Source organism: Myxococcus sp. CA040A (assembly GCF_013336725.1).
Taxonomy (GTDB): domain Bacteria; phylum Myxococcota; class Myxococcia; order Myxococcales; family Myxococcaceae; genus Myxococcus; species Myxococcus llanfairpwllgwyngyllgogerychwyrndrobwllllantysiliogogogochensis.
The window spans coordinates 564,525-586,814 of sequence record NZ_JABUMR010000004.1 but is presented as its reverse complement, the minus strand read 5'-3'; the positions used below and the strand labels follow the sequence as shown (position 1 = coordinate 586,814).

Below are 22,290 nucleotides of genomic sequence, written 5' to 3'. Positions count from 1 at the left end.
GTGAAGGCACTGCTGGGGACGCTGACGGAGCTTCGAGGCGACCTGGAGTCGTGCGGGACGGGCTGCACGGCGCGCGTGGGCTCCTCGCGCACGGCCGTCGAGTCCGTGGGAAGTGGCATCGATGCCCTCATCACGTCGATTCGTCCCGAGCTGGAGCCCGTGCTTGCGGCGCTCCTGGGGCGCATCGACGCGCTCGACGCGAAGCTGGCGTCGCGAAAGGACGACGCGGACGCGGCCCGGCTGCGCGCGGAGTTGTCCCCCCTGCGCACCCAGGTGGATGGCGCTTCCGTGTCGATGGCGTCGTCGTTGGCCGCGCTGGAGGGGAGCGTGGGCTCGCCACTGCGTTCGAGCCGCGAGGGCGCGGCGACGTCGCTGGGCACGCTCGAGTCGACGATGTCTGGGCAGGTCGAGTCCCTGCTCTCGCAGGTGGAGACGGTGGAGAAGGCCGTTGTGCCCGCGCAGGCCCAGGTGGAGGGCATCATCACCCAGGCGAGCGAGGCGCTGGATGCCCTGGTGAAAGGCGCGGTCGCCGCCGTCGCCGCCATCCGCGAGCCGCTGCAACAGGCGGTCAACACCGCGCTCGCGACGCTGGAGTCCGTCCTCACGCAATTGGCCACGGTGAAGGAGCAGGTGCTGTCGCTCTTCACTCCGCTGCCCGCGGTGCTGGAGCAACTCCAGACGCTGTATCAGACGCTCGTCGGCTCGCTGGAGGCGCTGCTCACGCGCGTGAGTACGCTGTTGGATGCGATTCCGGCGGCGAACCTCCCCAAGCCGCTCGTGACTCCGGCGGTGCAGTCCATCCAGCAGGTGGTGACGCAAATCACCACGCAGCTCGGCACGTTCTCCTCGCAGATGGCGACGCAGATGCAGTCACTCCAGGAGCAGGTGCTCACCCAGGTGGACACGGTGCGGACCCAGGCTCTCCAACAGGTGGACACGCTCCAGCAGCAGCTCGTGCAGCAGGTCGACTCGCTGAAGCAGGCCGTTCTCTCGCAGGTGCAGCCCGCGAGCGCGCAGATGGACGCCGCGGTGTCCGCCGCCGTCACGCAGGTGGGGACCGCGAGGGACCAGGCTGTCGCGCAAGTCACGGCCATCCAGGACCAGATGGCCGCGCAGGTGGAGGCGGTGAAGTCCCAGGTGAAGGCTCGGCTCCCGGCGCTGGAGCAACAGGTCGACGCCGGGGCCCAGGCAGCCCAGGCGCAGATGGAGGCCGCGGGCGCTTCCGCCGAGGAGCAGGTCACCACGGCGCGCACGGGTTTGAAGTCCCAGGTGGATGGCGTGGCGGGCACCGTCGGTGCGTCGCTCGACTCACTGGAGGCGCGGATGGCGCTGCCGCCAGCTCCCGTGACACCAGGGCCCGGAGGCCCGCTCCGGGCGTGAGTCGCTGTCATTCCGTCGGGTGATTCCGAGACAAGGGGTTGTCGCGGACATGCGACAACTCGCACGAATCCAGGCTCGTAGTCGTTCGAGAGAGTCTTCTCGACGGAGCCTGGTCGGATGTTCCAGGACCCTGGGCGTTACAACTCCCCGAACAGGTTGGCCAGGAAGTTACCGACGGGCACGCGCGGGGGCATCACCCGGGTGTCGTAGATCTTCACCTCGCCGGCGGAGGCGAAGTAGTCGGTGGCGACCAACGCGCCGCCGACGCGCACGGGGTTGGGGACTGGGATGATGTTGAACGTGCCCGGGGTCTCCAGGGCGACCGTCGCCGCCCCGTTCCACTGCTTCAGTTCGATGGCGGGCGGCGCGCTCGCCTGGGTGCGCAGGCCGTCGACGTTGAAGACATACCCCGTGTTCACGACGCGGACGGCGGGGTCCTTGATGTCCATCCCGGCGGAGGGGATGACTTGAATCATCGGCTCGATGGTGTCGATTCCCTCCGGGCTGTTCTTCATGCGCCGCTGCAAGTGGTCCAGGCAGACCTCCACTCCGATGCAGACCTCGTTGATGTCCTCGTGGGCATCGCCGAGCCGGAAGATGCAGCCTCCCTGCAAGGAGTTGGTGGACCACTCGTCGCGGTTCTGGCTCCGGGTAGGGGCCTGGGACAAGGCGTCGTGAGAGCCCAGGGTGGGCACCGTGGCGCGGTACTTGTTGACGGAGCCGAGCAGGCTCATTCCGCGTGTGTCAACGTGTCCGATGCGAGCCCAGGCGGCATCGAAGGTCGTCGTCGTCTCGTTGATGTAGTCGATGCCGGAGACGTATTCCTTGTAGACGAGCCGCTCGTGCTTCCCGTCGGGGTTCAGGAAGCCCCCTTGTTGGATGAGCGCGATGTTGAAGACCTCGACGCCCGTCTTCCTGTTGGGCACCACGGGGTCCATCACATCCATGTACCCGATGATGGTCCCGAGGACGAACAGCCAGTTCCTGAACCGGTCCGGCCGCGCATTGAACGACCACTTGCGGAAGTCCTTGAGCACGTCGGCGATGAGCTCCAACGGGTAGCCGCCGCGGACGCCCCGGAAGAAGAACTCCGGCATCACGAACACCTTGAGCGTGGTGGCGTCCATGTCCGTGTGCGGACTGCTGGCCGCCGCCAGGATGGCATTCTTCACGTAGGAGCACCGGTTCGTCAGGTCGGTGCGGTCGTTCGCGTGGCCCTTGTACGCCTGGGTCCCCTTGCCGGCCACGACACGGTGTGGAGGGCCAGGGAAGAGCTTGTGCGTCCCGTTCCAGATTCGCCCAGGGGCGCCCGGGTTCTTCGCGTTGTAGCCAAGCTGGTGGTGATAGCCGATGAACTGAACGTCGTCGTAGCTCATGGGGTCTGCTCGAAGTGAGGGGGCTTCGGTGGGGCTGCGCCCCGCACGACGGCGCGGGACGCCTTTGGACTACTTCCCGGCGGAGGGGGCCTCGATTTTCGGGCCCTCCACCTTGGGTGGCTCGACCTTGGGCGGTTCGACCTTCGGGGGTTCGACCTTGGACCCCTCGCCCTTGGGGGCGCGCTTCTTCTTCGGCGCGTCCGTGCGGATGCGGCTCTCTTCCAGTTCGATATCCACGCGCCCCGGAATGGGCGTGTCCAGCAGCACCTGCCAGGCCCCGTCCGGCGTGGTGAAGAGGAAGGAGATGGCCAGCGGCGACTCCTCCGGAATCTTCACCTTCGTCTGCGTCTTCTCGCCGGGATAGACGACGAGTGTCTGCACCACCGAGTCATCCGGGTGGACCACACGCTCGGCCACGTCGGCGTAGAACTCCGTCATGTAGCGCTGCGAGTCCACCGCGCGCACCAGCATGTGCATGGGCCGTCCCTGGTTCGTCCCGGGCGGCGACTTCACGTTGATGGTCAGGTGCGTCGGCGCGCAGGCCACGCTGCCCAGCGCGAGCGCCAGCATCACCAGCCAAGGCCCCTTCGTCGCGCTCATCGCGTCACCTCCTGGAACAGCGTCCACGGCCCACCGCGCATGCCGAAGCGCAAGCGGATCTCCGAGTGCTCCGAGCCATCCGGACCCGGCAGCGGCCAGATGGCGTTGTGCTCGGCGTCGAACGTGGCGGAATCCAGGATGCGGAAGCAGTTCCACGACGAGCGCGACAACTCCGTGGAGCGATACCGCTTGCCCTCGCGCCCCGGCACCCGCAGCTCGACACCCACCGACGCCGACCGGGGCTCCCACCACGCCAGCGCGAAGTCCTGCCACGCGGGCGTCTGGTTGAAGCCGAAGGCCGCCGCCGCGCCGCACTTCAGGAAGGACATGGTGACGAAGCCGTTCTCGCCCGACGGCGGCAGCGGCAGCGGACGCACCTGGAGCATCAGCGGCTGGGGCTTGCCCTCGTCATTCCAGAGCAGCTTCGCCAGCTTCGAAAGCCGCCCGAGCATCGCCAGCATTCGCGGCGGGACGGACAGCTGCTGACGCAGCGCCCGGCGCAGCATCCACTCCGTGCCGCGCTCCTCCACCACCGGCGACAGCACCTGGTTGACGAACTGCCAGAAGGCGCCGTCCTTGCGCTTGAGCACCTCCAGCTCCGTGGGGTCCAACTCCTGGCTCGCCTCCACGGCGAACGGATAGCGGCGCAAGAGGGGCGTGAGCAGGGTCCGGAAGCGCCACTCCCACTGCTCCTCCAGCACGCGCTCCAGCTCGGCCCGGCCCAGCTCTCGCGTCATCAGGAAGGGCTCGCGGAACGGCCGGCGCAGCTCCCCGAGGATGCCCTGCTTGTCCAGCCACGCATCCACGCGGCGCAGGTAGGAGCCTTCATCGTCCAGCAGCATTGACAGGCCCACGCGGCCCAGCGGCGAGAGCAGGTCCGTGAGCTGCCGGCCGCCTTCCTCCGTCGACGCGGGCACTTCCTCGCCCCCGGCGCGCAGCGACGCGGGAACGACCACGCGCTCCCCCAGCACCGGCGCCGCGTTGAAGCCCGACACCTCCGTGTGCAGCTGCGACACCAGCAAGAGATAGGCGGCGAGCTGCGCCGTCTGGCCGTCCTTGTCCGGCGTCATGAGCTGCACGATGGGCCGGAACGCGGACAGCTCCTGCCGGAGCGGCTCGTAGTACGGGCCCTCCATGGGGCCGATGCCCGCCCCCGTGGCGACCTCGCGCAGCATCGACACCAGCTCCGACGTCGGCTGCGTCACCGCCGACAGCTCCGAGGCCAGCGACGTCGTCAACGCGGTGAAGCGGTAGTCGCGGTACTTCACCAGGAGGTCCTGGCGGTAGCGCTGTCCGAAGTTGGAGACCTTCTTCAGCACATAGCCCTGGCGCTGCGCGGCCTCCGCGCGAGACAGCTTCGAGTCCGTCATGCGGATGGTGAACTCGTCCACCAGCGGCCGGATGTCCGTCTCGAAGGTCAGCCACTCCGAGCCATGGCGCGAGGGCAGGGTGTCCACCCGGCCCATGTCCATCGCGTCCTCCATGGACATGCCCATCCCCATCTCCGACGCGGACGCCACCGCGCCCGCCGGCAGGCGCACCGTCTGCCTTTGGAACGGCCGCTGGCCCTGCTCCATCTGCCGCAGCAGCTTGTCCAGCAGCACGCGGGACAGCTCCTTCGGGCGGAACTCGAACGACTGCTGCAGCACCCGCACCTCCAGGCGCGCATCCCCGTTGGTGGGCACGAAGAGGCCCCCGGTGCGCGTCAGCAGCTCCGCGGTGGACATCTCCGCGGCCGCCTTCAGGCCCGCGTCGATCTCCTCCTCCATGCGCAGCACCGCGGCCAGCATCGGCTCGTGCTCGCGGTGCCAGTCAATCGAGTCGAGCGTGCTCTCCACGCCCTTGAGCGTCGCCTGGCTCTCCGGCGCACCCGAGGCGTCCAGCAGCGCGAGCATCTTGCGCGCGGACGTGTACGCGACGCTCTGGGCCAGGGTTATCTGGAGTCGCTTGCGCTCACTGGTCAGCACCCGCCACTGCTCCAGGTCCAGCTCGCTGGCGCCCATCACCAGTTGGAGCCGCTGCAGGTGGTCTCGCCACGGGCCCAGGTAGCTCTCCTCCGTCAGCCACTCGTAGGGCCAGCGCATCCACGGCAACTGCCCCTGCGCCTGCATCCCCGCTCGCCACGCCTGGTCGCTGGAGATGATGTAGTCGCCCACCACCTCCTCGCGCAGCTTGGTGGCCTGCATCCAGTTGGATTCCTTCGCGGCGGCGTGCGTCCCGATGAAGCCCAGGGAGTCCGCGGCCCAGTTCCAGCGCTTGCGGTACTGCACGTCCAGTCCGGACAGGATGAAGCGGCCCATGTCGTCGCCGCGAGAGGCGCGCGTCACCGCCATGACGTGCAGCATCTGCTCCGGGCGGCACAGCGTCTCGCGCTCGCAGCGCTCGTCCGAGTGCGTCGGCGCCCAGCGCGAGCGGTTGCCCACCAGCTCCGCCGGCGCGCAGCCGGGGATGAGCGTGCCGCAGCGCTGGCACTGCTCCTGGCAGCTCTCCAACAGCGGCTTGAGGTACGACAGCCGGACGGTGTTGGCGAGCTGATCTCTCAGCACCTCCTGCTCGTCGAGGAAGCTGTGGCTCAAGAGCGGGAAGTAGCGCGCCGCGGCCAGCAGCGTGTCCATGGACTGCATCGCGCCCTGACCCTTGTCCACCACGACTTCGCCCGAGGCCGTCAGGTGCTGCTGCCCCAGCCGCTGCACCGTCGCCTCGAAGTCCTCCATGTGCCGCTGGGCTTCCTCCAGCTTCTTGTAGAAGTTCCCGTAGGCCCCGAGCACCGGCAGACAGCCCACCGCGAGCAGCAGCGCGCAGCGGCTCAGGTGCTTGCCCCGGTAGCGCGCGCGCAGCTCGATGTTTCGCTTCTCCGGGGCGATGGCGAACACGCCCGTGGAGCGCGCCTCCGGCATGGGCGACGACAGGTACACCCGCGACAGCTCCGGGCGATACGACAGCGTGCCGCCTTCCCACAGCCCGGTGACGAAGCGCGAGAGCGCCGCGAAGGACTCGCCACCGCGCGCGTAGAACTCCTCCAGCCGGCTGAAGGCCTCCACCGACAGCGATACGAGCCCGAGCGCGAAGTACTGCTCCATCGGCTGGAGCCCCGCGGCCAGCTTCGCCTCCTCACCCGGCGGCGGCACGTCCCAGTGCAGGGGAATGCCATGGCTGCGCAAGAGCTGGGCGAAGTCTGGGAAGCCCACCATCGCATCCATGTGCGTCAGGCACAGCCGTGTCTCCACGGCGCCTTTGCACACCTCGGAGAGCAGGTTGATCTTCCCGCGCACCAACTGGATGACCCGGCGCACTTCATCCGGCGGAGTCTCCGCCAGCCAGCGTGCGTCCAGCGCGATGGCGACCCGGCCCTTCTGCCGTCGGAAGCTCGCCTCCCACAGGCGGCGCAGCGCGCGGCGCGCCTCCTGGGTGTCATCCTCCAGCAGGGACGCGGAGACCTCCTGCACGATTTTGTCGGGCCCGAGGAAGATTTGGAGCAGCGGGTCCGAGGTGAAGCTGGGCATGAACTGGCGCTCCTGCCGCCGCCAGTCCACCTCCAGGTCGATGAGCGTCGTCTTGCCGGCGCCCGCGGGGCCGAACACCACCACCGTGGGGAAGTCCATCACCGCCACGCGGTAGCGCCACGGCAGCGCGCTCAGGAACTGCTTGCGGATGCGCACCAGCGCGTTCGCGTCCAGCTTCCTGCGCGGCTCCACCTGCGGCGCGGCGCGGCGCCGCTTGCGCCACCACCACACCAGCCCCACGACGAGGGCCACGGCGAGCAGCACCGCCAGACCTATCAACACCCAGGTCAGATAGGGCTTCGCTGCTTCCACCGTCGCAGGACTCGCGTTCGCCGCAGCGCTCGCGGCCGCGGCGATAGGGGTCTTCTCGCCCGCCATGACTCAATCCCTCTTCCCGCCCGCTTTCGCGCGGGCCGCGAGCTGGAGTCCTTCAAGGACGTCCTCCAGTCGCTCCAATGTCGCCTCCAGTTGCACGCCCCATGCCTCCCGCTCCTTCGGGGAGAGCCGGGCGCCGCCAGGGCCGGGTTCCAGGGCACGGGCCCCCTCACGAAGCACGTCCAGCAGGGGGCGGGTGCCCTCCGCGAGGCTTCCCAGGGACGAAGTGACGACCTGCTCCAGCCGCTCCACCAGCTCGGCCATGGCCTTCCGGGACGCGCTCGCGTCCATTCGTGACGCGGGGGGCGGCGGATTCATGGGGTGGCTCTCAGTTGGACAGGTGCCAGAGCAGCACGGGGACCGCGACGATGATGGACATCGTCACGGCGTAGTAGCGCCAGGGGAAGTCGTAGAGGGTGGGCGGGGGGCCCATGTCCTCGGTGGTGACCTCCGGCGCGACGGCGTGCGGCTGGGGGATGCGGGCCACCAGCTGCTCGCGGTAGTCGCGAAGCCGGGCGGGGTGGCCCACGTGCCGGCCCACGAAGCCCGCGGTGAGGCAGAAGTGCAGCATCTCGAAGAGCAAGGGCGGCGTGTCCTGCTTGCGCAGGCCCGCGTCGGCCAGGTCGAAGAAGAGGTCGCCGCCGGAGTCCACGCCGAAGGCCTTGAGCTGTAAGAGCGGCCAGTGCTGCGCGTCGTCATTCGCCAGCCGGCCGAGCACCTTCTCGTCCACGAGGAACGCGAAGGGCTGGAGCACCTGCTCCACGTCGTCGGAGCGCAGCCCTTCGCCCAGGTGGATGCGCAACTGCTCCAGCTCGAAGACCAGGCCGCGCGACATGGCCTCCATGGCGCCCGGGGAGAGCCGCTCGCGCAGCTCGGAGTCCAGGCTCGGTGAGCCCAGCTCCCGCTCGAGCAGCTCTTCCACGCGTCGATAGGCCAGGAGGATGGCTTTCCAGTGAGACATCTTCATGTCAGGAGGCTCCCGGAAGGACGAGGGGACCCGCGCCGGCGATGGTCGCTCGCAGCTCCACCGTCGCTTCGTTGTTCCACACGTCCAGCAATTCCCGTACCCGCGTCAGGAAGCACACCACGAGGGGTTCGAAACCTTCCTCGAAGGGCTCCAGCACCACCTCGTACACGTGGCGCAGGCCCGAGCCGCGCCGGGCGCTGTCCGGCACGCGCTGCACGCTCAACTCCCGCAGGAGCGGAAGGACGCGGCGGAAGGGGCCCTCGCCGGGGGTGCCCAGGTGCTCCAGCACGGCGCGCAGCTCCTCCAGTCCCAGCGTGGGCTGTGCCTTCCAGGCCAGCAACTGGGTGAGGGCCGTCAGGTCATCGCGCAGGGGGCTCTCGCGGTCCGGCTGGAGCTGGCCCACCAGCCGCCAGTCCAGGCCCTCGATGTGGCGCCCCGGCACGCCCACGGTGAGCCGGCCCAGGGCCTCCGAGGCGAAGCGCGGCTGGTGCCACAGCGCCTCCACCAGCAGCTTCCGGGGCGCGGAGAAGGCCTCCGGCATGCGCAGCACCAGGTGGGGGGAAGGGCCGTGCTGGGTGGGGACCTCCTCCACCTCGTAGCCGGGGCCCTTGCCGGGCAGGTGGGCGGGCCGCAGCGGGGACAGGCCCGCCTTCGTCATCTCGTACACGCCCGTCACCGAGTGCAGCGCCAACTCGCGCCCCGCGCTCATGTTGCGGATGGGGTGTTCGGAGCGCGTGCCGTCCGTGGTGATGACCTGGGCGGGCTCCGCGCGCAGGTTCTCCACCGGGACGGCGAAGGGGACCAGGAAGTCCGGCCGCAGGGAGCGGCCCACGGTCCACTCCTGCGCCAGGTCGAAGCAGAGGCTGAAGCGCCGCCACTCGCCGCGCGTGGGCGGCACCGCGACGTGGAGGAACAGCTCCGTCTCCGGGAAGAGGAAGAACGAACGCAGCCGCTGCAGGGGGTGCGCGAAGCTCGCCGAGTCATCCGGCGCGGGCGGCTCCCGGTCGAACGACACCTCGCACTTCGCGCCCGTGGAGTGCTCGTCCGCCAGCTCGCCGTACACCACGCTGACGTCGCGCAGGTGCTGGCGCAGCGAGTGGAACACGGCCAGCGACGGCAGGTACTCGTCCAGGTGGCGCACGTGCAGGCTCATCGTCTCCACCGCGTCCGCGCGCTCGTGGCGCGACTCGAAGTGGAGGATGAGCCGGTGGCCGCCGCGCACCAGGGGGCGCACCTGCGTGGACTCCAGGGTGACGGGCAGCACGCGCAAGTCGCGCTGGAGCCGGAAGATGCCGGGCTCGCCCTCCGTGGGCGTCAGCCGCAGCTCCGTGCCGCGCGGCAGCAGCACCGGCTCGCCCATCTTCCCCGCGGGCATCGCCTGGACGACGGCGCGCGTGGGCAGCGGCTCCAGCAGGAAGTCGAAGAAGCCCGCGAACAGGCGCCGCCAGGTGGAGCGCAGGTTGTGCAGCGTCGCCTGCCGAGTCTGCACGGAGAAGAACGCCATCGCCTCGATGAGGCGGCGCACGTCCGGGTCCTCGCGCTCCAGGGGGGCGGCGGGGTAGCGCTCGTGGAAGCGCTGACGGAAGCGCTCCAACGAGGCCATCTCCTCGAGGAAGTCCTGGTGCAGCTTGTCCTTGGTGCCGCTCATCGGGTGTGCTCCCTCAACCCAGCTTCACCAGCGCGCCGGACACGCTGGTGACTCCGGAGGCCTTGAGGTTGGCCATGCCCTGCGCTTCCAGGTCAAGCGCGGCCTGGCCCGACACCTTGACGTTCAGCCCGCTCATGGAGGCCTCCGTCGTCCCCGACAGCTTCAGCGTGAGGCCGTCTACCTTGGCCTCGCCGCCGGTGGCCTGCATCGACGCCGTCATGCCCTTCATCGCCAGCGCCTGGGTGGCCTCCACGTTGATTTTCGCCGAAGAGGAGAGGCTGGCGTCCTGCATGGCGCTCTGCGTGAGCTTCGCCTGCGAGGTGAAGGTCATGTCCTTGGTGCTCTCCACCGTCAGCGTGTCCTGGCTCTTCCAGTCGGACGTCTTGGAGGAGAGGAGGGTGATGGTCTCCGCGTCCACCTTGAAGTCCTTGACGGTGACGACGATGCTGTCCGCCTTCTGCACCACGGTGCTGGTGTCCGTCTGGCCCGCCACCTTGAGGGTGATGCTGGTGCCGTCCATCGTCACCGTCTGGAGAATCTGCCCGTCGGCGTTGTCCACCGTGACGGTGATGCCCTTCTGCTTGTCCAGCTCGATGGTGCAGACCAGCGTTCCCATGGTTCCTTCACGCCTCCAAAGCGCGCCTACGCGGGCTCTTCCTTCACCCGGATGGTCAGCGTCCCCTCCTTGATTTCGATGCGGGCCGTGTCCTTGGCGTTGGTCCTTTGCAAGAGGAAGACCGGCTTGCCCTCCGCATAGGAGTGCCGCATGGAGGTGCCGTTTTCGGGCGTCTTGCCCACCAGCAGATGGGTGCCCTGGCCGTCCGCGGGCATGCGCGCCGTGTCACGCCAGTCCAGGAAGCGCTTGAGCCAGGCCTTCTGGAAGTCCAGCCCCACCAGCACCCGCTCCCCCTTGTAGGCCGGGAAGTAGAAGTGCCCGGGCAGGAGGTTCGGGTTGAACGGGAGGGTGACAATCTGGTTCTGCCAGAGGGGAACCTTCACCTTGTAGCCGTCCTGCGACGTGGCCGAGTCGGTGTAGGCCTGCCACGTCTCGTGCGGCTGCTCGCCCATCTCGCTGACGATGAGTCCCTCCACGTAGCGGGGCCAGGTGGGCGGGGTGTAGGCGGGCAGCTCCACCCAGGTCTCCGCCTGGGGCTCCAGCACGGTGTGCATGGCGAAGTCGAAGCCGGTGCTCTTGGCCAGGTGGTCCGCGTCCGGTGAGGACGCGAGCGCGTCCCCCCGCAACGCGATGGAGCGCACCCGGAACGTCTGCCCGGCGCCCAGCCCCGCCGCGGCCCAGGCCTGCGTCGTGGGCAGCTTCACCAGCATGCCCGGCGTCAGCGCGGTGGCGGGGAAGCGCCTCCACGTCAGGTCGACCTCCATGCCGCGAAGCTTGAGCCGCCCGGTCTCCAGCGTCACCCGCGCGTCCACCTCCGTGGTGATGGGGGTGCGCACGAGCACGTCCTGGCGGATGCCGGTGACGGCGCGCGCTTGGGTGATGGGCCGGGTGGCGGGGCCCTCGGCCACCGCGTTGAGCACATTCACGTCGTGGCGCGCCACCTCGGGGAAGCGCAGCGCCACCTGGTCCATCTCCGGACCCACCAGTTGCACGGGCGTGCCCGTCGCGGCCTTGGCCGTGGACAGCGCGTACTTGCCCGCCGCGTAGTCGTACGCCAGCACGCCGTTGCGCGTGTCCACGTACCAGAGGAGGAAGTCGTAGAAGCTGGCGCCTTCCTCCGGCGTGAGGCCCAGGAACAACTGCGGGCAGGTGCTGTCCAGGCCCGCGCTCCAGTCGTAGTTGAAGGCGATGTGCGAGCCCTTGTGGGCGTCCAGCACGTCCTTCATCGACTTCTGCGTGTAGAGGATGCAGGGGAAGTGCTGGCTCCACAGCAGCTGGGCCGCGTCCTGGAACGTCACCCCGTAGCGGCGGTGCAGCAGGGGCGCGCCAGGGGCGGTCGTCGCGGGCATCTCCACCAGGGTGCGCTCGGAGACCAGGCCCTTGATCTTGAGGGACGTGAGCGCCGGCTGCTTCGCGGTGTCGGTGAACGTGCTCTTGAGCTCGAGCTGGACCTCCATCAAGTCCTGCTGGAGGAAGGCGGCCTTGAGCGCGTCCGTCTCCATGCCTCCCGCGGACGTGTTGTCCGCGAGGTCGAACTCCACGCGGCCCTCGAAGCCCCAGGGGCGCAGCTCCAGCGCGAAGGACTTCACGTCGCCCGCGGGGATGGCGTGCGCGGTGCCGCCCGCCGTCAGGGTGACGGACACCACCAACTTGTCGTCGAAGCCGCCGGTCGTCATGGCTCCTCCTCCACGCGCACGTGGGCACTGAGGGTGTCGAAGCGCAGGCGCAGCTTGTGGCGCTCGCCGCCCACGGTGCCCGTGAGGCCGAAGTGCAGCCACAGCCCCGCGTCGCGCCCGCGCAGCGTCAACTCCACGTCCGACAGGCGCGGCTCGTGGTGGGCAATCTCGTCGCGCAGCTCGCGGGTGAGCGTCTCCACCAGCTCGCGCGTGCCGTACTTCTCGGTGTACTCGCCCAGGCCGAAGTCGCGGCGGAAGAAGCCGTACCCCGCCTTGGTGTTCAGCACGGCCTCCAGGTTGCGCAGCACGTGCTCCAGCTCATTCGAGCCCTTGCGGCCGGTGCCCCGGCTGTCGCCACGGACCGCGAACTTGTCCAGGAAGGAGGCGCGGGCCATGTCAGGACCTGCGCCAGAAGAGGGACACCTGGGCGCCCTGGAGCGCCGGGGTGGCATAGAAGGCCAGGCCGTCCTCGCGCAGCGCGAACTGCCACTCCTCGCCCTGGGACAGCTTGAACCAATCAATCTCCGGGCCCAGCGCGTGCGGGAAGGACGGGTGCGGCACGTGTTCGAAGGCGATGCCCTTGAGGGCCATGCGGCGCACCGTGGCCAGGCGCGAGGGCCCCGCCAGCTTCACGCCGTCCACCGGCAGCGGCTCTCCGGCCAGCCGGCGCTGGACCAGGAGGTACAATTCGCCGCTCTCCCGGACCTCGGGCGGCAGCGGGGAGAAGATGAACTGGCCGTCGCGCGCCGTGAAGGCCCGGTGCGTGGCGCGGGTGGCCTCCGGCTGGAGCGCGCGCGTGAGCAATTCCACCCAGCGGCTCAGCCCCTTGCCCGGGGCCTCGTGCTGGTAGGTGGGCAGCGACTTGTCGGGCATCAGCTCCAGGTAGCAGCACGCCTCGAAGTACAGGCGGCGCAGGGAATCGAAGAAGACATACGGGTGCGGGGAGACATGGCGGTGCATGTCCTCCAGCAGGGCTTGCAGCCGCTGCACCTCGCACAGCGCGCGGCGGGCATTGCTGAGCCGGTCCGTGCGCAGGTAGCTGTCGGAGAGCCGGGCGATGAGCTGCAGCCGCGACTGCTCCAGGAGCGCCTCCAGCCGCTCCAGCAGGGCCCCGAGGAACGGGTGGGGGCCCACGAGCAGCAGCGGAGGAACCAGGTCCTCCGCCAGCCGCCACACGCCCTCGGTATCCCTTCGGAAGACGGCCAGGGGGAGCGTGTCCTTCGCTCCGTCCAGGACCGGCTCCGCGGACAGGCGCAGCCGCCGCATCACCCGCTCGACCACTGGCGGGTCTTCGGCGTACAGCCGCACGCTCTGCGCGTTCGTCGTGTCCCCCATCACATGCAGGTAGATGGTGGCCTCCGCGCGGCCCGTGCCCTCCAACGAGAAGGGCGGCAGCACCGCGTTGCCGGGCACATCCACCACGAAGCCAGCCGGGGTGACCGCCGTCAACGTCGAGACGGACAGGCTTCCACCGGCCAGCAACGGCTCGCTCCAGGCCATCGCCGCCACGCCGTAACCCGGCGTGCCAGACAGCGAGGCGTGGAGGCGGACCTGGGCCTCCAGCGACTCTTCCTGGGCCTCGAAATGCTCCGGAAGCAGCGTCTGGCCGACGTGCCACCGGACCCGTGCGAGCTTGAAGGGGGGCATGTTGTTTTCGTGGCGGAGGGGCTTACGCCGTCTCCGTGACGCCCCACTTCTTGACGATGTTCTTCGAGGACGCCGCCGCGACGTTGATGGACTGCTCCAGCGTCTTGGGCTTCACGCCAATCTGGAACGTGAAGTTCTTGGGCGACTGCACCTCGCGCGACTCGTTGTCCGCCACGTTGATGTTCAGCCGGTCGCCGTTCTTCTCCAGCAGGCCGTTGAGGTCCGCGTCCACGAAGTTGGACTTGAAGTACTTCTTCGCGAGCGGGTCGTACTCGTAGATGACGTACTTCATCACCACTTCGATGTTGGAGAACGTGCCCAGCAGCATCTCGGCGATCTTCTGCTTGTTCGCCGTGGAGATCTGCGCGGAGAGGTACAGCGCGTCGGTGACGCCCGTCTCCCACAGGTAGCTGTTGAGGACGCCGACACACTTGGTGGCCAGCGCCTTGTCCGGCTGCTCCGGGTCGGCGATCGTCTCCTGGTCCGCCACGAGGACGATGCCGCCCACGGTGATGGAGGTGATGAAGCCCACGGGGGTCTGCTTGTCCTTCTTGAAGTTGAAGCCCTGATAGACGTCCAAGTCACGTGCGAATTGAGGCATGACTCACTCCTGGATGGTTGGGGGTTGGGTGAAGAGAAGCGGGGCCTACCCGAGCCGGGACTCGAGCATCAGCTCCACGTTGAGGCCTTCGAACTGGATGTGCGGCAGGACGGCGACCTTGCAGTCGTACCAGCCGATTTCACCCGTGCGCTGCTCCACCACCACGCTGGTGGCCTTGAACGGGAAGCGGCGGACCGTGAGGTCATCGGGGCTTGCCACCGTCGTGACGTAGCCCGCCAGCCACGCGTCGAGCTGACGCTGGATGTAGGGCGCATCGGCGGTGCTGCCGATGTTGTCGCGCATGATGCACTTCACGTAGTGCGCCAGGCGGGTGATGGAGAACGTGTACGCCAGGTTCGTGACGAGCTGCGAGTTCTCCGAGTCCTTCGGGTCCTTGAAGCGCTTGGCGACCTTGGCGGACTGGGTGCTGAAGAACGTCGCCTCGCTGGAGCCCTTCTTGTACACGAGCGGCATGAAGCCGCACCGGGCGAACTCGAACTCGCGGTAGTCCGGGATGGCGATCTCCACCGGGGCCTTGAGCTCCTCCTGGCCGCGCATGAAGAACGTGTCCACCGGAAGGCCGGTGAGCAGACCGCCGCCCTTGGGGCCGCGGATGGACTGGCACCAGCCGGAGTTCTCGAACGCCTTCACCATGTTGCGGGCGAAGAGGATGGACGAGTTGCCCCAGAGGTACTTGTTGGAGTCACCCTGCGAATCCTCCGTGAAGTGGAGGTCGTCGCACGGGTTCTTGTCCGGATGCCAGGGCAGGCGCAGCACGTAGCGGGGGAACGTCAGCCCCAGGTACGCGGCCTCCTCGCTGTTGCGCAGCTCGTTCCACTTGCCGTAGCGCGGGTGGGCGAGCGCGCCCTCCAGGTCCTTGATGGCCTCCATCTCCTCGACCTTGTCGCAGCCGAAGAACTTGGGGCTGACGGCGGCGATGAACGGGCAGTGCGCCGCGTTGGCCACCTTGCCCATCTGCGTCAGCCACTTGATGTCGCCCGGCGTGGAGGAGAACTCGTACAGGCCCACCAGGGCGCCGAAGGGCTGGCCGCCGTACTGGTCGTACTCCTGGATGTAGACCTTGTTGAACAACGAGCCGGCGAACACGTCCGCGGAGTTGTTCTCGAAGTCCTGACCCAGCTCGTCCTGCGCGGCGTCCAGCAGGTCGATGGCGATGTTCGCCTTGAAGTTGGTGTGGGAGACCAGGTCCTCCAGGCCCCGCCACGCCGACTCCATCTTCTGGAAGCGCTCGTGGTGGAGGATTTCGTTCATCTGGTCGTTGATCATCGCGTCGATGCGGTCGACGACGTCGAGCACCTGGCCCTTGTCGAAGCGCACCGCGTCGCCCGCATCCGTCGTCGCCGGGGACACGTTCTGGACGAGCGCGGCGAGCGAGGACATGAAGCGCGCCTCGATGGTGACTTCCTTCTCATCGAGTGCGGGGACGAACTTCTCGGAGATCATCGGCTTGGCGTCCACGGGACGCTCCAGCCGCACGCTCTTGAACAACCCAGGCAGATATGAGGTTTCAGCCATGACGGTTACCTTCGTGGAAATAGAGTGGACGTGAGCGGCGGCTTACGAGTTCACGGTGGCGGGGACGGTGGCCGGCGCGGTCGCGGGGGCCGTGGCGGCGGGCGTGGTGGCCCCAGCGCCGTTGGCGGCGGGCGTGGCGTTCGCGGGAATCGCCTTGGGCAGCTTCAGCGACTCGTAGTCCTTCAGCTCGGCGAGGACGGCCTTGAGCGCCTCCTTGTTGGAGAACAGCTCGTAGACCATGTTCCGCAGCGCCTTCTGGTTGTCGATGCTGGACTGCATCTCCAACAGCAGCTTCTTGAGCAGCCGCAGCGCCTTGAGCTTGGGGACGTGGTTGACGATTTCGTCCGGGTGGAAGGACTTCATCTTGGTGATGGGCAGCTCGACGTTCAGGTCGGCTTCCACGTCCGGGTTGATGCGGTTGGGCACCTGGAAGTTCACGGACATCTTCATGTCCGCCATCAGCTCGTTCAGGTTGCGCCCGTTGACCGAGCGCAGCTTGCGCGCATCGAGGTCCACCTTCCGGTCCTCGGAGGAGCCGAGCGAGAAGTCTCCCAGCATCAGCATGCGCAGCGGCAGGTCGACCGCCTCCTGCTCGCCATTGATGGTGGTCCGGTACGTGAGCGTGATGCGCGACTTGGGCAGTTGTTCCTGGATTGACATGGCTACGTTACTCCCCTCGGGTGGAAGGCCTTTCTGCGACCCGGCGGGACGCGCCGGGGTCCTGCGTCACTGCGGAGGCGGTGAAGTCGGCGTGGTGTCACCGGAGAACAGGACCACCTGCCGCGACTGCTCGGGTCCGCCGATGATGGGCTCGTAGCCCAGGTGACTGGAGTCCTCGACGCGGGCGTGTCCGTGCTGGTCCCTGATGACCAGCACCACGGTGAGGAACACCGGTGTATCGATGAGGTGAGGCAACACGCGCGAGCGCAGCCGGCGTCGCGCTTCAATGGCCCATGCAGTGCCGGTGCCACAGAAGGCCTCGTTCATGTGCAGCCAGGCTTCGAGGCCGCCGGTGGGCACGGTGGCGAAGCCGCCCATGGAGGTGCCGTCGCCCAGCGCCGCGCCGCCCAGTTGGATGCCGCGCGTGTCGATGCGCTGGCGGCGGGTTGCGCGCCGCACGCGGACCTCCGCCTCCGGGTACGCGTGGGAGAACAGCCAGTGCAGCGTGGAGGGACATGCGGGGCGCAAGAGGCGCAGGCGGTGCGCGGCGGAGCCCTCCCAGCCCGGCAAGAGCGAGCCGTCGCGCTCCGGGAAGAGGCCGGCGAAGCGCGCGCGCAGGAGCAGGTGGTCGAAGTAGCCCAGGAAGCTCTCCATCGCGTCGTGCTGCAGCGACTCCATCGCCTTGAGGAAGAAGGAGGGCAGGGGCGACTGGACGCTGAGCAGTCCCAGGTTGACGGTGATGATGGCGCGGCGCGGGTTGCGCGCGAACTCGATGGAGTGGACGAGCTGGGGGGCGTGCACGGTGCCCCGGTGGCTGCGCAGCTCCAGGTCATCCGGGCCGTAGCCCTCCTTGAAGAGCAGCTCCACCAGCGCGGGGATGTCGAACTCGTGGGCGCGCTCGATGATGCGCGCTTCGATGGAGGGCTCACCGGCGGCCGGGGTGGAGGAGGTGGGCGTGGCGTCGAGCATGGCGTCAGTCCTCCTCTCTGGAGGTCAGCGAGGGCTGGGCGAGGAAGGCTTCCAGGTCCACCCGGTAGAGCTGCTCCAGCGCGCGCATGGGCAGCGAGTCGGCCTCTTGCAGGAATGGCTCCAGGTCGCGCGCGTGGCCGCTCAGGCCGGAGTAGAAGCGGGTGAAGAGCGAGGGCAGGTACACGCGCGGGTCGAACCGCTCCACGGTGGCCAGCACGTCCGCGGCAATCACGCCCGCCTTCGTCATCTCTCCGCGATCGACCAGCGTGTTGAACGCGTCCAGCTTGCGAAGCAGCAGCGCGAGCGGCGCGGAGATGGGCACGCCACCCACGGTGGGCGCGGCCGGCTCGGCGCGGGGCGCGGGCGCGGACTTCTCCGGGGGGGCGTTGTCGCGAGAGGGCGCGGTCTCCGGGAGCGGCTGGGGTGCGAGCGCGAGCGCAGGCGGCGGCGCGGGTGGGGGCAGGGCCTCCAGGTGACGCCTCAGCCAGTGGCTGAGGTTGCGCATGGGCTCCTCGCAGCCATTCTTGGGAAGGGCGGAGGGCATCGCGGCGAGGATGGGCTCGGAGAGCTTGAGGGCTTCTTCGATGGGCGCGCGGTTGTCGGCCTCGCACCAGCGCCGCCACGAGGCGTCCTGCTTCTTCTCGTTGTGCGCCAGGTGCTTGTTCACCGAGCGCAACAGCCAGCGCAGTCCGCTCTCCAGGAAGATGTCGCGCTTGGCCTCCGGGCCGAACGCGGCGCGGCTGGTGGTAAGCACCAGGAGGAGCGAGCGGAAGAGGCCCGGCATCGCGAGCAGGCCCTGCTCCTGGAAGGCACCGAAGAGGTAGGCGCCGACGAGCCGCGTGTCGCGCTGACCCTCGCGCAGCAGGGCCTCCGCGCTGCGGGCCGCGTTGGCGTAGTCGCCGCTGGCGACGGCCTCCGTGACGGCCTCCACGCGGGGGTCGGGCTCTTCGCCCGGTGCCAGGCGGGGAGGCTCGCCCTCCAGGGGCTGCTCCAGGAAGGTGCCGTCGAAGGGCGGCAGGCTTTGGGCCAGGTCAGCCATCGATGACCTTCACCTGTCCGGGGGAGACGACCTGGATGACGCCGCCGTACGAGCACATCAGCTTGGAGTTGCTTTCCAGCGCGGGCGCGTTGCCGAGCATCAGCTTGGGACAGCCGGGCACCCAGGGCGCCGCGGTGGCGGGGATGCAGGGCATGGGCGTGAGGACGCCGAGCGCGGCCGCCGTCGCCGCCGCCACCGTGGGGTTGGCCAGCGACTGGCACATCCCGAAGGGAGGGATGTTCACCAGGGGCTTGTTGTCGAGGACGTTCGCCGCGGGCGTCGGGCTGACCACCTTGTTGGTGGGCAGCACCACCAGCGACGAGGGGGCGAGGCCGAAACTGCACTGCAGCATCGCTCCCATGACGACCTGGGCTCCCATGCGAGCACCTCGTGGGCGTCGTGAGTTCCGGGATGGAACGTCAGACGCTGAGCCACGCCATTGCGTGGCGCGTGCCAGCGTTCAGATCCGGCCGTTTCCCTCTGGGGCCTCGAAGGGGGAGGGGGCCGGGTCGGCCAGGACGCGTCGCCAGGGAACGCGGGCGCGTCCGCCGCGTACGCGCGCTAGCGGGAGCGCTCGTCGTCGCCGGGGCCCCGGACGCTCTCGCGAGCGCGGCCCCTCAGCGCGGTGAGGGCCTGGAACACGGGGTCCGACGACTTCTGGTGGAGCGCGCCCGTGAGGTACTGGGAGCGGCACCACTCCGCGTTGACCTGTCCGTCCTTCGTCCTGTGCGGGAGGAGGGGGAACAGCTCGATGCGGTCCGGGAGGTGCTCGGCGCCCAGCCGCAGCTCCAGCCGGCGGCGAATCTCCAGGCGTCGGTTGCCCGCCTCCTGCGTGAAGCGCTCCGCGTCCTCGGTTCCAGTGAAGACGAGCAGGACGTGAGGTGTGTGCTGCGCGGTGCCTCCCGACGCGGCGATGCTGACGCAGGCCCCCTGGCAGAACGGCAGGTCGGCGAGCGCCTCCACGACTTCCGTTGATGGGTAGATGCGGCCGTCGCGGCGGACGTCGCGCGTTCCGGCGTAGAGGAATTGCTCGCGTTGGCGGGTGAGGATGACGTGGCCGGGGGGGCGGTCCTTGTCCGGCAGCGGCGTGAAGACGCCCACGTCGCCCGCGGCCTCCTGGCCACTCAGGTTGAGGTCCTTCAACGTCCAGGGGCGCCCGGGTGCGGGGGCGATGGCCGCGTTCAGCTCGCCGATGCGGCGGGGCGACGCGAGCACCACGCCGCCCTCCGACGCGTCGATGAGCACCAGCGCGTGGGGCACCCTGGTCAGCTCCGACTGTCGCACCCACTCCCGCCAGGCCTCCCAGTCATGGAGGGCATCGACGGAGCGGAACCAGTGCCCCACGCCCTTGAGGGGCCCGGAGCGGGCGCGCGTCAGCGTGTCTCGGAGGGCCGGAGAGACGCCGAGCGCTCGCGGCGGGTGCTCGAGCAGCAGGCCGGGGGTGCGCTCCAGGTCCGCGGGCTCCAGGTGGAGGAAGGTCGCGCCCCTCAGCAGCGAGGCGAAGAGCAGGGCGGGCTGGTGCTGGAGGAAGTGGAGGCCGGGCGCTGCGAGCACGTCGCCCGCGCCCAGGCCGAAGGTGAGCAGCCCGTCGCACAGCGCGCCGGTCCACGCGCGCTCGGCGCTGAGGGGCACGGGGGTGTCCGGCGGGTCGACGCGCGGCGAGAACAGCAGGGCCACCGTGTCGGCGGGGCGGTACGTGTGGGAGGCGAACGAGGGCGCCGCGTCCCCTCGGGAGCGCAGCAGGAGGTTCTCGAAGCCCTTGATGAGCGGCGCCTGGTGGGCCTCCGCGGAGATGTGCTGGGGCTCCAGGAGCGCGAGCCTCCGCGACAGGAACAGGGGCCCGGTGGGCGGCAGGACGCTGATGCACGCGCCCAGCTTCAGCGCGGCCATGAGCGAGACGAGCAGCTCCTGTCCCAGCGGATGGACGAGCGCGACCTTCACGCCCGGCTTGACGCCCTGGGCGGCCCACTCCGTGGCGCGGCGGGACGCACGCTCGCCCAGCTCCCGGTAGCCCAGGGCCTGCCAGCCTCGCGCGGAGTCCCAGGCGCGAAAGGCCGCGGCGCCGGAGTCCGCGTGGCGGACGACCAGGTCATGGAAGAAGTCGTGGTGCTGGCCCGGGCGGCTCTTCGGCGCGGGGCCACCCCGGCCCGCGTGGTGGGTGGCGAGCGCGGCGATGAAGCCCTCCGAGTCACTCCAGCTCTCCTTCAGCCAGGTGGGGAGCCCTCCATCGGAGGAGGCGGCTTCGGACTGGCGAAGGATTTCCCGGAGGTCGAAGGGCATGGTGGCTTTCTCCCGGCGAGTCTATCCGACGGGGGGACGGGTGCGTCGGCCCCCGACAGCAAGAGTCGGGCCGGTGTGGGCCTCGGATTCGGGTGGAACCGTCCGGGTGGGGGGATGTCGGGGCTCGGGGGAACCCCTTACGCTCGCGACAACGCCTTGCACGGTGAACACTCGTGACGCGGCCGTGCTTGACACGGATTGCAATGGCTTTCGTTGGCTGGGATTGAATTGGGCGGAGGGGATGGGCCTATGCTCGCCCGCATGATCATCGCCATCCCCCGTGAAACGGTGCCGGGTGAAAGGCGGATCGCGCTCGTGGCGGAGAGCGTGAAACGCCTCGTCGGCAAGAAGCATGAAGTGGTGGTCGAAAGCGGTGCGGGCCTGGGCGCGGAGTGTTCCGACGACGAGCTGCGGGCCGCGGGTGCCCGGGTCGAGTCGAGCGTCGACGCCCTCTACGCCGCCGCCGACCTGCTGCTCAAGATTCAGCCGCCGGACGAGACGGAGCTGGGCCGGCTCAAGGCGGACTCGGTGCTGGTGAGCCTGGCGTACCCACTGGCGAATCCGGCGCTGGCGCGAGAGGTGGCGAAGCGGCGGGTGACGTTGCTGGCCGTGGACATGATTCCGCGCACGACGTTGGCGCAGATGATGGATGTGCTCAGCTCGCAGGCGACCATCGCGGGCTACCGCGCGGTGTTGCTGGCGGCGGAGGCGCTGCCCCGGCTGTTCCCCATGTTGATGACGGCGGCGGGCACCATTCCTCCCGCGAAGGTGCTGGTGCTGGGCGCGGGCGTGGCGGGACTGCAGGCCATCGCCACGGCGCGGCGGCTGGGCGCGGTGGTGGAGGCGTACGACGTGCGCAAGGTGGTGAAGGAGCAGGTGGAGAGCCTGGGGGCGCGCTTCGTCAACATCGACATCGCGGACGCGGCGGGCTCCGGCGGGTACGCGAAGGAGCTGGGCGAGGAGGCGAAGCGCAAGCAGGCGGAGGTGTTGGCGACGCACGTGGCGAAGTCGGACGTCGTCATCACCACGGCGCTGGTGCCGGGGCGGCGCGCGCCGGTGCTCCTGCCCGCGGAGATGGTGCGGCGGATGAAGAGTGGCTCGGTGGTGGTGGACATCGCGGCGGAGCAGGGTGGCAACTGCGAGCTGACGCGCGCCGGGGAGCGCTACCGCACCGAGACAGGCGTCACCGTCATCGGCGAGCGCAACCTGCCCAGCCAGATTTCGGTGCATGCCAGTGCGATGTACTCGCGCAACATGGAGAAGCTGCTCGCGCACGTCACCGACAAGGATGGCGTGCTCAAGCTGGATGTCGCGGATGAAATCGTGAAGGGAATGCTCATCACCCGGGGCGGGGACGTGGTCCACCCGGCCGTCGCGGACATGGCCATGGCGGACCTGGCCAGGAGAGAGGGCTGAC

The 22,290-nt window shown here is 69.2% G+C and carries 19 protein-coding genes; 2 read left to right on the top strand and 17 right to left on the bottom strand.

The genetic code is table 11. The features are described from left to right. Nucleotides 1–1,380, top strand: coding sequence for a hypothetical protein (locus HUA75_RS19425; RefSeq protein ID WP_174487248.1), 1,380 nt, complete (start codon nt 1–3; stop codon nt 1,378–1,380). 137 nt (nt 1,381–1,517) lie between these two features. Here the strand turns inward: HUA75_RS19425 and HUA75_RS19420 are convergent, their stop codons facing one another. The 17 genes from HUA75_RS19420 to HUA75_RS19340 all read right to left on the bottom strand — a co-directional run bounded on the left by HUA75_RS19420 (nt 1,518) and on the right by HUA75_RS19340 (nt 20,873). Continuing rightward, complete coding sequence (locus HUA75_RS19420) at nt 1,518–2,756, bottom strand: hypothetical protein (RefSeq protein ID WP_174487247.1); 1,239 nt, start codon at nt 2,754–2,756, stop codon at nt 1,518–1,520. A gap of 69 nt (nt 2,757–2,825) precedes the next feature. Beyond that, nucleotides 2,826–3,356: a hypothetical protein gene (locus tag HUA75_RS19415; RefSeq protein ID WP_174487053.1), complete on the bottom strand. Its 531-nt coding sequence runs from the start codon at nt 3,354–3,356 to the stop codon at nt 2,826–2,828. Beyond that, nucleotides 3,353–7,237, bottom strand: coding sequence for a type VI secretion IcmF C-terminal domain-containing protein (locus HUA75_RS19410; protein WP_141642931.1), 3,885 nt, complete (start codon nt 7,235–7,237; stop codon nt 3,353–3,355). The genes HUA75_RS19415 and HUA75_RS19410 overlap by 4 nt, the downstream gene beginning before the upstream one ends. A 3-nt stretch (nt 7,238–7,240) precedes the next feature. Continuing rightward, the gene (locus tag HUA75_RS19405; RefSeq protein WP_246137192.1) at nt 7,241–7,552 is read right to left on the bottom strand and encodes a hypothetical protein; all 312 of its coding nucleotides are present in this window, start codon (nt 7,550–7,552) and stop codon (nt 7,241–7,243) included. A gap of 10 nt (nt 7,553–7,562) precedes the next feature. Next, a complete protein-coding gene (locus HUA75_RS19400; protein ID WP_141642932.1) occupies nt 7,563–8,201 on the bottom strand; it encodes a DotU family type IV/VI secretion system protein in 639 nt (212 codons plus the stop codon). Between the two features lies 1 nt (nt 8,202). Beyond that, complete coding sequence (locus tag HUA75_RS19395; protein ID WP_141642933.1) at nt 8,203–9,849, bottom strand: type VI secretion system baseplate subunit TssF; 1,647 nt, start codon at nt 9,847–9,849, stop codon at nt 8,203–8,205. Nucleotides 9,850–9,862: 13 nt separating this feature from the next. Then, the gene (locus HUA75_RS19390) at nt 9,863–10,465 is read right to left on the bottom strand and encodes a hypothetical protein (RefSeq protein WP_141642934.1); all 603 of its coding nucleotides are present in this window, start codon (nt 10,463–10,465) and stop codon (nt 9,863–9,865) included. A gap of 26 nt (nt 10,466–10,491) precedes the next feature. Then, on the bottom strand, nt 10,492–12,141 hold the full coding sequence (locus HUA75_RS19385) for a hypothetical protein (protein WP_174487246.1): 1,650 nt from the start codon (nt 12,139–12,141) through the stop codon (nt 10,492–10,494). Then, nucleotides 12,138–12,536 (bottom strand): GPW/gp25 family protein, encoded by a 399-nt coding sequence (locus HUA75_RS19380; protein WP_141642936.1) that lies wholly within the window; start codon nt 12,534–12,536, stop codon nt 12,138–12,140. The genes HUA75_RS19385 and HUA75_RS19380 overlap by 4 nt, the downstream gene beginning before the upstream one ends. Before the next feature lies 1 nt (nt 12,537). Beyond that, entirely contained in the window at nt 12,538–13,788 is a 1,251-nt protein-coding gene (gene tssK, locus HUA75_RS19375) for a type VI secretion system baseplate subunit TssK (RefSeq protein ID WP_174487245.1), read from the bottom strand. A 22-nt stretch (nt 13,789–13,810) separates the two neighbouring features. Continuing rightward, nucleotides 13,811–14,389 (bottom strand): hypothetical protein, encoded by a 579-nt coding sequence (locus tag HUA75_RS19370; RefSeq protein ID WP_141642938.1) that lies wholly within the window; start codon nt 14,387–14,389, stop codon nt 13,811–13,813. 45 nt (nt 14,390–14,434) lie between these two features. Then, on the bottom strand, nt 14,435–15,925 hold the full coding sequence (tssC, locus tag HUA75_RS19365; protein WP_141642939.1) for a type VI secretion system contractile sheath large subunit: 1,491 nt from the start codon (nt 15,923–15,925) through the stop codon (nt 14,435–14,437). A gap of 42 nt (nt 15,926–15,967) precedes the next feature. Further along, the gene (gene tssB, locus HUA75_RS19360) at nt 15,968–16,585 is read right to left on the bottom strand and encodes a type VI secretion system contractile sheath small subunit (RefSeq protein ID WP_141642940.1); all 618 of its coding nucleotides are present in this window, start codon (nt 16,583–16,585) and stop codon (nt 15,968–15,970) included. 66 nt (nt 16,586–16,651) lie between these two features. Further along, on the bottom strand, nt 16,652–17,554 hold the full coding sequence (locus HUA75_RS19355; RefSeq protein WP_141642941.1) for a type VI secretion system baseplate subunit TssG: 903 nt from the start codon (nt 17,552–17,554) through the stop codon (nt 16,652–16,654). Between the two features lie 4 nt (nt 17,555–17,558). Continuing rightward, nucleotides 17,559–18,593 carry a type VI secretion system protein IglI family protein gene (locus tag HUA75_RS19350; protein ID WP_174476519.1) on the bottom strand — a complete coding sequence of 345 codons (1,035 nt, stop codon included), beginning with the start codon at nt 18,591–18,593 and terminating at the stop codon, nt 17,559–17,561. Further along, nucleotides 18,586–18,972: a DUF4280 domain-containing protein gene (locus HUA75_RS19345; RefSeq protein WP_141646313.1), complete on the bottom strand. Its 387-nt coding sequence runs from the start codon at nt 18,970–18,972 to the stop codon at nt 18,586–18,588. Before HUA75_RS19345 ends, HUA75_RS19350 begins: the two co-directional genes overlap by 8 nt. Before the next feature lie 182 nt (nt 18,973–19,154). Next, nucleotides 19,155–20,873, bottom strand: coding sequence for an AMP-binding protein (locus HUA75_RS19340; RefSeq protein ID WP_141646314.1), 1,719 nt, complete (start codon nt 20,871–20,873; stop codon nt 19,155–19,157). 249 nt (nt 20,874–21,122) lie between these two features. Here HUA75_RS19340 and HUA75_RS19335 point away from each other — a divergent pair, with 249 nt between their 5' ends. Next, nucleotides 21,123–22,289: a Re/Si-specific NAD(P)(+) transhydrogenase subunit alpha gene (locus HUA75_RS19335; protein WP_254627643.1), complete on the top strand. Its 1,167-nt coding sequence runs from the start codon at nt 21,123–21,125 to the stop codon at nt 22,287–22,289. The last annotated feature ends 1 nt before the right edge of the window (nt 22,290 follow it).

What these genes read in the sequence shown, in the direction of transcription:
- HUA75_RS19420 (WP_174487247.1), bottom strand. Translation starts at nt 2,756, where the DNA reads ATGAGCTACGACGACGTTCAGTTCATCGGCTATCACCACCAGCTTGGC.
- HUA75_RS19415 (WP_174487053.1), bottom strand. Translation starts at nt 3,356, where the DNA reads ATGAGCGCGACGAAGGGGCCTTGGCTGGTGATGCTGGCGCTCGCGCTG.
- HUA75_RS19410 (WP_141642931.1), bottom strand. Translation starts at nt 7,237, where the DNA reads ATGGCGGGCGAGAAGACCCCTATCGCCGCGGCCGCGAGCGCTGCGGCG.
- HUA75_RS19405 (WP_246137192.1), bottom strand. Translation starts at nt 7,552, where the DNA reads ATGAATCCGCCGCCCCCCGCGTCACGAATGGACGCGAGCGCGTCCCGG.
- HUA75_RS19400 (WP_141642932.1), bottom strand. Translation starts at nt 8,201, where the DNA reads ATGAAGATGTCTCACTGGAAAGCCATCCTCCTGGCCTATCGACGCGTG.
- HUA75_RS19395 (WP_141642933.1), bottom strand. Translation starts at nt 9,849, where the DNA reads ATGAGCGGCACCAAGGACAAGCTGCACCAGGACTTCCTCGAGGAGATG.
- HUA75_RS19390 (WP_141642934.1), bottom strand. Translation starts at nt 10,465, where the DNA reads ATGGGAACGCTGGTCTGCACCATCGAGCTGGACAAGCAGAAGGGCATC.
- HUA75_RS19385 (WP_174487246.1), bottom strand. Translation starts at nt 12,141, where the DNA reads ATGACGACCGGCGGCTTCGACGACAAGTTGGTGGTGTCCGTCACCCTG.
- HUA75_RS19380 (WP_141642936.1), bottom strand. Translation starts at nt 12,536, where the DNA reads ATGGCCCGCGCCTCCTTCCTGGACAAGTTCGCGGTCCGTGGCGACAGC.
- tssK (WP_174487245.1), bottom strand. Translation starts at nt 13,788, where the DNA reads ATGCCCCCCTTCAAGCTCGCACGGGTCCGGTGGCACGTCGGCCAGACG.
- HUA75_RS19370 (WP_141642938.1), bottom strand. Translation starts at nt 14,389, where the DNA reads ATGCCTCAATTCGCACGTGACTTGGACGTCTATCAGGGCTTCAACTTC.
- tssC (WP_141642939.1), bottom strand. Translation starts at nt 15,925, where the DNA reads ATGGCTGAAACCTCATATCTGCCTGGGTTGTTCAAGAGCGTGCGGCTG.
- tssB (WP_141642940.1), bottom strand. Translation starts at nt 16,585, where the DNA reads ATGTCAATCCAGGAACAACTGCCCAAGTCGCGCATCACGCTCACGTAC.
- HUA75_RS19355 (WP_141642941.1), bottom strand. Translation starts at nt 17,554, where the DNA reads ATGCTCGACGCCACGCCCACCTCCTCCACCCCGGCCGCCGGTGAGCCC.
- HUA75_RS19350 (WP_174476519.1), bottom strand. Translation starts at nt 18,593, where the DNA reads ATGGCTGACCTGGCCCAAAGCCTGCCGCCCTTCGACGGCACCTTCCTG.
- HUA75_RS19345 (WP_141646313.1), bottom strand. Translation starts at nt 18,972, where the DNA reads ATGGGAGCCCAGGTCGTCATGGGAGCGATGCTGCAGTGCAGTTTCGGC.
- HUA75_RS19340 (WP_141646314.1), bottom strand. Translation starts at nt 20,873, where the DNA reads ATGCCCTTCGACCTCCGGGAAATCCTTCGCCAGTCCGAAGCCGCCTCC.
- HUA75_RS19335 (WP_254627643.1), top strand. Translation starts at nt 21,123, where the DNA reads ATGCTCGCCCGCATGATCATCGCCATCCCCCGTGAAACGGTGCCGGGT.